The organism is Microcystis sp. 49638_E5 (assembly GCF_021300285.1).
In the GTDB taxonomy this organism is placed as follows: domain Bacteria; phylum Cyanobacteriota; class Cyanobacteriia; order Cyanobacteriales; family Microcystaceae; genus Microcystis; species Microcystis aeruginosa_C.
This window is the reverse complement of record NZ_JAJTDH010000126.1, coordinates 1-7,433: the sequence shown is the minus strand read 5'-3', so window position 1 is coordinate 7,433 and position 7,433 is coordinate 1. Positions and strand designations below refer to the sequence as shown.

The 7,433-nt window shown below is 39.2% G+C and carries 9 protein-coding genes and 2 pseudogenes; 3 read left to right on the top strand and 8 right to left on the bottom strand.

Features of this window, described 5'->3' with window-relative positions:
• The first annotated feature begins 195 nt into the window (after positions 1 to 195).
• Complete coding sequence (locus tag LW728_RS21385) at positions 196 to 1,041, top strand: hypothetical protein (RefSeq protein WP_287768140.1); 846 nt, start codon at positions 196 to 198, stop codon at positions 1,039 to 1,041.
• Here LW728_RS21385 and LW728_RS21380 read toward each other — a convergent pair.
• The 3 genes and pseudogenes from LW728_RS21380 to LW728_RS21370 all read right to left on the bottom strand — a co-directional run.
• Positions 1,034 to 1,156: pseudogene (locus tag LW728_RS21380) on the bottom strand (type II toxin-antitoxin system RelE/ParE family toxin); the annotation flags it as partial. The gene LW728_RS21385 and the pseudogene LW728_RS21380 sit on opposite strands and share 8 nt — an antisense overlap.
• Positions 1,157 to 1,468: 312 nt before the next feature.
• Complete coding sequence (locus LW728_RS21375) at positions 1,469 to 1,759, bottom strand: DUF433 domain-containing protein (RefSeq protein WP_287768139.1); 291 nt, start codon at positions 1,757 to 1,759, stop codon at positions 1,469 to 1,471.
• Between the two features lie 224 nt (positions 1,760 to 1,983).
• Positions 1,984 to 3,588: a PEP-CTERM sorting domain-containing protein gene (locus LW728_RS21370; protein ID WP_287768137.1), complete on the bottom strand. Its 1,605-nt coding sequence runs from the start codon at positions 3,586 to 3,588 to the stop codon at positions 1,984 to 1,986.
• A 291-nt stretch (positions 3,589 to 3,879) separates the two neighbouring features.
• Between LW728_RS21370 and LW728_RS21365 the strand changes: the two genes are divergently transcribed.
• Together LW728_RS21365 and LW728_RS21360 are read left to right on the top strand one after the other, a co-directional pair.
• Entirely contained in the window at positions 3,880 to 4,305 is a 426-nt protein-coding gene (locus LW728_RS21365; RefSeq protein ID WP_287768135.1) for a DUF29 family protein, read from the top strand.
• Positions 4,306 to 4,448: 143 nt separating this feature from the next.
• A complete protein-coding gene (locus LW728_RS21360) occupies positions 4,449 to 5,819 on the top strand; it encodes a helix-turn-helix domain-containing protein (RefSeq protein WP_287768134.1) in 1,371 nt (456 codons plus the stop codon).
• 72 nt (positions 5,820 to 5,891) lie between these two features.
• On the opposite strand, the gene LW728_RS21355 is transcribed toward LW728_RS21360, so the two are convergent.
• From LW728_RS21355 to LW728_RS21335, 5 genes and pseudogenes are all read right to left on the bottom strand, one after another.
• Positions 5,892 to 6,179 (bottom strand): type II toxin-antitoxin system RelE/ParE family toxin, encoded by a 288-nt coding sequence (locus LW728_RS21355; protein ID WP_287768132.1) that lies wholly within the window; start codon positions 6,177 to 6,179, stop codon positions 5,892 to 5,894.
• Positions 6,180 to 6,181: 2 nt separating this feature from the next.
• Positions 6,182 to 6,388: a hypothetical protein gene (locus LW728_RS21350; protein WP_080949705.1), complete on the bottom strand. Its 207-nt coding sequence runs from the start codon at positions 6,386 to 6,388 to the stop codon at positions 6,182 to 6,184.
• 254 nt (positions 6,389 to 6,642) lie between these two features.
• Positions 6,643 to 6,927 (bottom strand): type II toxin-antitoxin system RelE/ParE family toxin, encoded by a 285-nt coding sequence (locus LW728_RS21345; RefSeq protein ID WP_287768130.1) that lies wholly within the window; start codon positions 6,925 to 6,927, stop codon positions 6,643 to 6,645.
• Between the two features lie 5 nt (positions 6,928 to 6,932).
• On the bottom strand, positions 6,933 to 7,148 hold the full coding sequence (locus LW728_RS21340) for a hypothetical protein (protein WP_002799384.1): 216 nt from the start codon (positions 7,146 to 7,148) through the stop codon (positions 6,933 to 6,935).
• 89 nt (positions 7,149 to 7,237) lie between these two features.
• Positions 7,238 to 7,433: pseudogene (locus LW728_RS21335) on the bottom strand (hypothetical protein); the annotation flags it as partial.

Below are 7,433 nucleotides of genomic sequence, written 5' to 3'. Positions count from 1 at the left end.
AGGGATTAAGTAGCGTGGGGCGCACGCAAACTTTAAACGCTTCGGGAGAGATTCCCTCTTGGTTGGTTGGAGAAATCCTGCTTGCTAACGGAGACTCAATGAACGAAGAATCCCTGTCTCTTTAGAGCGGGGAGCGTCAATCGACAACCTCACGACCAATTTGCCAAACAATACCTAGAAGAATTGCTGTCTCCTCTGGGAAAGGTGGAAGTTAGCAAGGAGGTGGCGGATGAAACCCGTCAGGTGGATATTTTCTTCTCTCCTCACCCTAATATGCGGGGAAATGCTCAATCTTTGGGTCTTTTAGGGCAAATGGTGACAACAAGCACTTTGCTTGAGCCTTTTCGCAATGCTCCCAATCGAACGGAAATTCGCAACTGTATCTTAAAATTGTTTTCGATTTTCGCTGAACTTCAACGGAAAGGGAAACGGGAAAAAACTGAGTTAAACGAGGATGACTTACCTAAATTATGGATTTTGGCTACTTCTATTAGTTTCCAGATACTAGAGAGTTTTGATGCTAAATTAGAACTAGAAAACTGGACAGAAGGGATTTACTTTTTATCTCCCTCTCACCGAACGGCAATTATAGCGATTAATCAGTTACCTATTACCCCAGACACTTTACTGTTAAGATTGTTGGGACGGGGGAAAACCCAAAGCCAAGCGGTGAGAGAGTTGCTTGAGTTGCCTTCTGGCGATTCCTTCCGTCAAAATGTCATGGAATTATTGATTAGTTGGCGTGTGAGTGTTGAAGTTAATAATCTTTTAGAATCAGAAGATAGGGAGGTATTTATGGCTTTATCTCAATCTTATTTAGAGTGGAAAGAGGCGACCAAACGAGAAGGACTTCAACAAGGACTTCAACAAGGACAACGACAAATTATTGAAAATTTAATGCAAGTGAGGTTTGGAGAATTGGATGAGTCTTTAATAAAAGTTATTGATGAGTTGCTCAAGTTATCACCGATGGAGTCTAGTCGTTTATTATTGGAGTCTTCACGGGAAGATTTAATCAGACGATTCCTCTCTGAAAACTAAAAATAATTCGACAATCGTAAGCAAGAGTACAAGACCATAACTCTCCTAAATTACACCTTAATTTATGGGTTTTTAAAGACGGTGTAAATGGCTCTTCGTCCAGTTTTCTAAGTAGGGTTTGCGGCAAAAAGTAGGGGCGAAGCATTCGGATAGGAAATCTACGGTTTCAGCGATAGGTTATGCCCGAATGCTTCGCCCCTACAGGACGTAAGGTTTTGAACCACAATTCTCTCAAAATCTTGCACCTGTTATAGTCATTTCAGATAAGTCTGATACACTCTATACCGACAAAACCCTTATGAACTCTGGGATTAATATTCTCAATTTTAATTGAAATGACTATACCTTACTGACCGCAGATTCCGCAAAGCTTCCACGACCGAGCGTTGACCCGCATCTTCATCAAGGTAGAGACGGATTTGACTCATTAAAATTCACCGGCTCGATATCGTGATTCCCAGTCTTCACAATCGGCTCGGTAAGCATCGATATCGGCCTCTATCTGTTCTTTATTCGCGTGATAATACGCTAGAGCGCTATAAATTTGAGCCAGACTTAACTGAGGATATTCCTTAGCGATCGCTTCGGCACTCATTCCCGTTTTATGATCCATGACTAAACTTTGAATCGTGATTCTAGTTCCCGCGATCCGGGGACGGGAATTACAAATATCCGGACTAGCAACAATAAATTCGCTAATATCGATGCCTGTAGCCATATTTTCGCCTAGAGAAGTCCCTTTTATTGTAGCTCGATCGATACATCCGAACGACAAAAAAGCACCCCTTTCGAGGATGCCCTTTTATCTAATGATTGAGATGCTAACTGATTGAAATGCTAAAAATAGGGAATTTATAGACTTTCCACTCAAAGTTAGGTTGATGATTGAAGCTGGAAATCGCCATCATGTTGTATAAGCAACAGGATTAACGATAATTGCTATTAGGAGTCTTTTTTGGCTTGCTTCTTATTTAATTTTCCCGTCAAGAAAGCACCGAATCCGAGTAATCCTAAACCCAATAAATTGGACGGTTCAGGAACACTAACGCCACCAGTATTTTGAATAATAGGGTTTTGGGTGACTGTTACTGTTCCAGGAGCAGTAAATGTTAACCCCGTCACAAAAGCAGTAGGATTAGTTGGATCGAGCATTTCCGCAGGATCGATATCACTGATGCGAAAATCACTAAAGCCAAGGGGATTAACACCCAACAAGTTGAAAGTTGTTCCCGCAACTAGAGAATAATTGCCAAATCCGGGTAATTCTAGGATAAAGTTACTGTCGCCCTGGGGGAGAGCATTGGGGATTAAAACAGAGGCGAATAAGGGTCCGCCTGTCACTGCGTAATCGTATCCTACCGACACAATGGGATCGAAAAAGATGGGGTCAATTATACCCAATCCATTATCACCGACGGGAACACCAGGAAAGGTAAAACCGTCGGGGTTGCTTGGATTTGGGGTAGGGAGAAGCGGATTGGTAGGCGTTGTCCCTGGAGGAACTGGTTCTCCATCTAAACTAGCAATCCAAGCTTCAGTATTACCACTGGAATTAAATCCGAAACCCACGATAGACAGTCCATCCGCAGAAATTCCAGTCGCCTCGATCAAATCCCAACCGTTTAAATTTAACCCATAATCATTAGTTAAAACCTGTTTTAAGCTCCGCATCCCTTGGGTGCTATTCCAGATAAATGCCTCATTACTTTCATTACTTGTACCAACCACAACAGATCCATCGGCTGATACTCCATTAGCATAGCTAGGTCCCCCTAGTCCGACCATCCCCGTCCCTTGTGTCCAACGGAATGCCTCCTGAGCAAAATTAGCATTCATGCTTTGACCAACAACAACAGACCCATCTGCTGATACTCCTGAAGCCACGCCCGAAAAACGCAAGCTCCCTAGTCCAACCGTCCCCGTTGCCTGTGTCCAACGGGATGCCTCATTACCGCTGGTATAACCAACCACAACCGACCCATCGGCTGACACTGCTGGGATACCAGACCACAACACCCTACGAAAAAGACCACCCCCAAATAAGTTACCTAGTCCGACCATCCCCGTTGCTTGTGTCCAGCGGAATACCTCATCCAAACTATCGCTGTAACCAACCACAACCGACCCATCTGCTGATACTCCTGAAGCACGGCTAGAGCTCCACCCCGGTAAGTTCCCTAGTCCCACCATCCCCGTTACTTGTGTCCAACGGAATGCCTCATTACCATTAGCACTATTGCTGTAACCAACCACAACCGACCCATCGGCTGATACTCCTGAAGCACTGCTAGAGATCCCCCCAGGTAGGTTTCCTAGTCCGACCATCCCCGTTGCTTGTGTCCAACGGAATGCTTCCAGACCAGTACCACTAATGCTATAACCAACAACAACAGACCCATCTCCTGATACTCCTGAAGCCACGCTTATGAAACCCCCCCCCAGTAAGTCTCCTAACCCCTGAAAAGAGGCGGCTTGTGCGGGGAAAGTCACCCCGATCGCACCCAATCCGATCCCTAAGCTGATACAATTAGCTAGTATCTTGTTCATAACCTGATAAGACTCCAAAAAACTAAGTGATTCTTACAATCTAGATGTTCACTTTGGTTTTGTCTGTGGGAATTTGTGGCCATTTTGGATTTTCTGATATAATAATTTTCGTGGGATAAAGTGGGATTTAGTGACAAAAAGGAGGGCAAGGCTCATGAAACAAGGCTAAATTTTCCTTAATAAGGCAAGAGAACAGGCAAAAGTTTTCGCTTGTTTTTCCAACTTTAACAATATCTAATGTAAAGGACAAATTACTAAATTAAGAGGTTAATCAGTAAAAAAAGGCAAAAAATGGAAGAATTATTAGAGTTAAAAAATCTATTACTAGCTGGCAATGTTCCCGATGCCTTGATTTTGGTAGAGGAAATGACAGAAATGAGTAAGGATGATAAGATCAATAAGATTTTTAGCTTTAGTATTATTGTCCTATTACATCTGATTAAGCAGCAAGCAGAAAACCGCAGTACCCGCTCATGGGAAACCTCTATTTCTAATTCTGTTCGACAGATTCAACGCATTAATCAACGACGTAAAACTGGAGGAAATTATCTAACATCAGAAGAATTAAAAGAAACCTTAGATGATGCTTATTCTTCGGCTTTGAGACAAGCGGCATTAGAAGCTTTTGAAGGTATATATCAACCAGAAGAAATTGAAGCTATGATCGATAAAAATCAAATTATTAATCAAGCATTGGCATTAATATTAATCGATTAAGTAACAGGTGACAGTCGGAAACAAATCAGGAGGTTTAAATGTCAGAAATAAAATAATTTGGCAAATATTTATAAAAAAACGAGAAAACTAAAATCTGTTCCCTTATCCCAAACAGTAATACAAAAGTTCTATCACTTACTTATATGGATATTCAAACCCTTTTAGAATGGACAGATAAACAGGTATTAGAGAAAACTGGTAAACATCTTGATTCGTTGCAAGAATCCATCTTACAGGGTATTTGGGAACATCAAGATTACGAAGAAATTGCCAAAGATAATCAGCGCAGTTATGACCATATAAAAAAAGAAGCATGGAAGTTATGGCAACTGTTATCAGATGTTTTTGAAGAAGATATAAAAAAGTCTAATGTTCGTTCTATTTTAGAAAATAAAGCTTCATCTACTATTTATAATTTTGTTAACTCTCCACATAATAATATAAGAAATCATCATGTTAATGTCTGTAGAGAAAATAACCCCTATTCAGAAAACAACTTAAAAAAGTCTTCAAATTTTCCAGATAATGATCATCTATACCCAATAATTAACCTAACAAAAGCTCCTGAATTAGGGTGTAACTATGGACGTAAGTTAGAAATATCAACCTTAAAAGAATGGCTAGATAATAAAACTCGATTAATTACTATTTATGGGTTAAGTGGAATTGGAAAAACAGCCTTAACCCTTAAATTAATTTCAGAAATTGCCCCACAATTTGATTATATTATTTACCGCAGTCTGGAAAATATTCCTCAATTAATCGCTCTCAAAGATGATCTAAAACAGTTTTTCAGCCAATCTCTATCAACCCCCTTACCTGATATAATAGATTATCTAAGCTCCTATCGTTGTTTAATTATTCTTGATGATGTGCAGAATATTTTTAAACCGGGGGAATTAGCAGGTAAATATTTAAGCGACTGTCAGGATTATCATAAATTTTTTCAGCAAATTGCTACCACATCTCATCAAAGTTGTTTGATTTTAATTAGTTGGGAACTTCCCAGAGATTTTGTTACCTTAAAATCCGATAAAATTAAAACTTTATACCTGCAAGGTTTAACGACAGAATTTGAAGAAATCTTCAAAGAATACGGTTTAAAAAATGAGGAGAAATGGACGGAACTGAGGGAACTTTATCAAGGTCATCCTAACTGGTTAAATATCATCTCCTCAACCCTTATTGAGCTATTTGATGGGGAAGTATCTTTATTTTTAGAACAAATGAAAAATGAAATTTATTTAGGAGATATAGAAGACTCGATCGAATGTCATTTACAGCGTTTATCCGCAACAGAAAAAAAGGTGATACACTGGTTAGCTAATCAAACTGAAGCGGTAGAAAAGTTTCCCAAAACTGCTAATCTTGACCTTTCTCAATCTGAATTTTGGGCAACTATTCAATCATTAATGAGACGCTGTTTACTGGATAAATTACCATCAGAAACCTCGTCCTATTTTCCTATTAATCCTGTCTTTAAATCTTATCTTAAAAAAAATCCTAACGATTAGGAAAAATTTATCTTATTATAAATATATGTGTACCGCAACGCAGAAACCCGCAGGATCGCTTTCCAGTCTATACTATTTTCTATACACCTGATCGTGACTACCAATATCAATTAACAAGATGATAACTTCTAAATATTCTCCATCTTCCGAAAAACTAAAAATAATTCGACAATCGTAATCTACAGTACAAGACCATAACTCTTCTAAATTACCACTCAACTTATGGGTTTTTAAAGACAGTGTAAATGGGTCTTCTGCCAGTTTTCTAAGTACATCGAAAATTTTAGGTTTTAACTGGGGATTTTTCTTGATTAGCTTCTTAAACGAACGCTTAAACCCATCACTCCATATTAAATCCATTGTTAATCCTCATTCAAATCGGCAATCAAATCTTCTACGGTTCCCTTTCTGGCCGTTCCAGTAGCGATCGCCTCTTTCAATTCCTTAAAATTAGCTAAAATTTCTCTTTCTCTTGCTTTGGCTCTATATTGACACAAAATCTCTAACAATGACTCCTGTTCATCCTCTGATAAATTCTCAAAAGATTTGATCATTTCTTGCAAAGTCATCATTTTACCTCTTAACTCTCGATAAAAACCTGGAATCTCTTATTCTTTGTGTGATCAGTTTAACTTACATAGGAGCGATCAATCTTTGTGTCCTTTGTGTCTTTGTGGTTTGCTCCACTCGCTCGTCACCAGGACTGTATCTTAGAATACATTTTACCCACCAAACCTAAGAGAGCCAAATTTATTTTATTATAAATATATGTGTACCGCAACGCAGAAACCCGCAGGATCGCTTTCTAGTTTTTCCTATTTTATCAATACACTTCATCATGAGTACCAATGTCAAGTAGAATGACAACTTCCTCCTGGGTGTCTGGCTCAATTTCTATAGAAAAAATAATCCGACAATCATAACCACAAGAACAAGCTTTAAGTCCCGATAATTCCCCTTTTAATGAATGAGTTCCCAAGTTCAAAAAATAAATATCTTCCCTCATTTGTGCCAATGTTTTCTCAATCGCTTTCTGTCGCTGAGGATTTCTGAGAACAAACTTACGGAAAGTCCGCTTAAATTTAGGCGTTAAAACCAGTTCTCTCATAATATCTATTCTAAAGTTTCTCTCAATTCTCTCAGAACAATTTCTAGGGGTTGAGGTTTAAATTCTCTTTGATGAAAAGCATTAATTGACTCCCTAGCATCCCTAGCAATTTCTTGACGACGAATATCAAGTAAACGATTTTGTAAAATTTCTAATAACATTTCCTGTTGTTCTAAAGATAGTTGCTCAACAGTATTTAAAGCTTGTTCTAAACTGATCATAATTTAACCTCAAACTCAAAAAACCACCTTCTATTCTAACAACAAAAAAGCACCCCCTCGCGGGAGTGCCTTTTCGTTCAGACTAGGAATTAACCATTGATAGCAGGAGCAGTCAGAGCTACAGGAGCCTGTTCACCACTAGCTAAGTCTAAGGGGAAGTTGTGAGCGTTGCGCTCGTGCATTACTTCCATACCGATACCAGCGCGGTTTAACACATCGGCCCAAGTACCGATTACACGACCTTGAGAATCGAGAATCGACTGGTTGAAGTTGAAACCGTTGAGG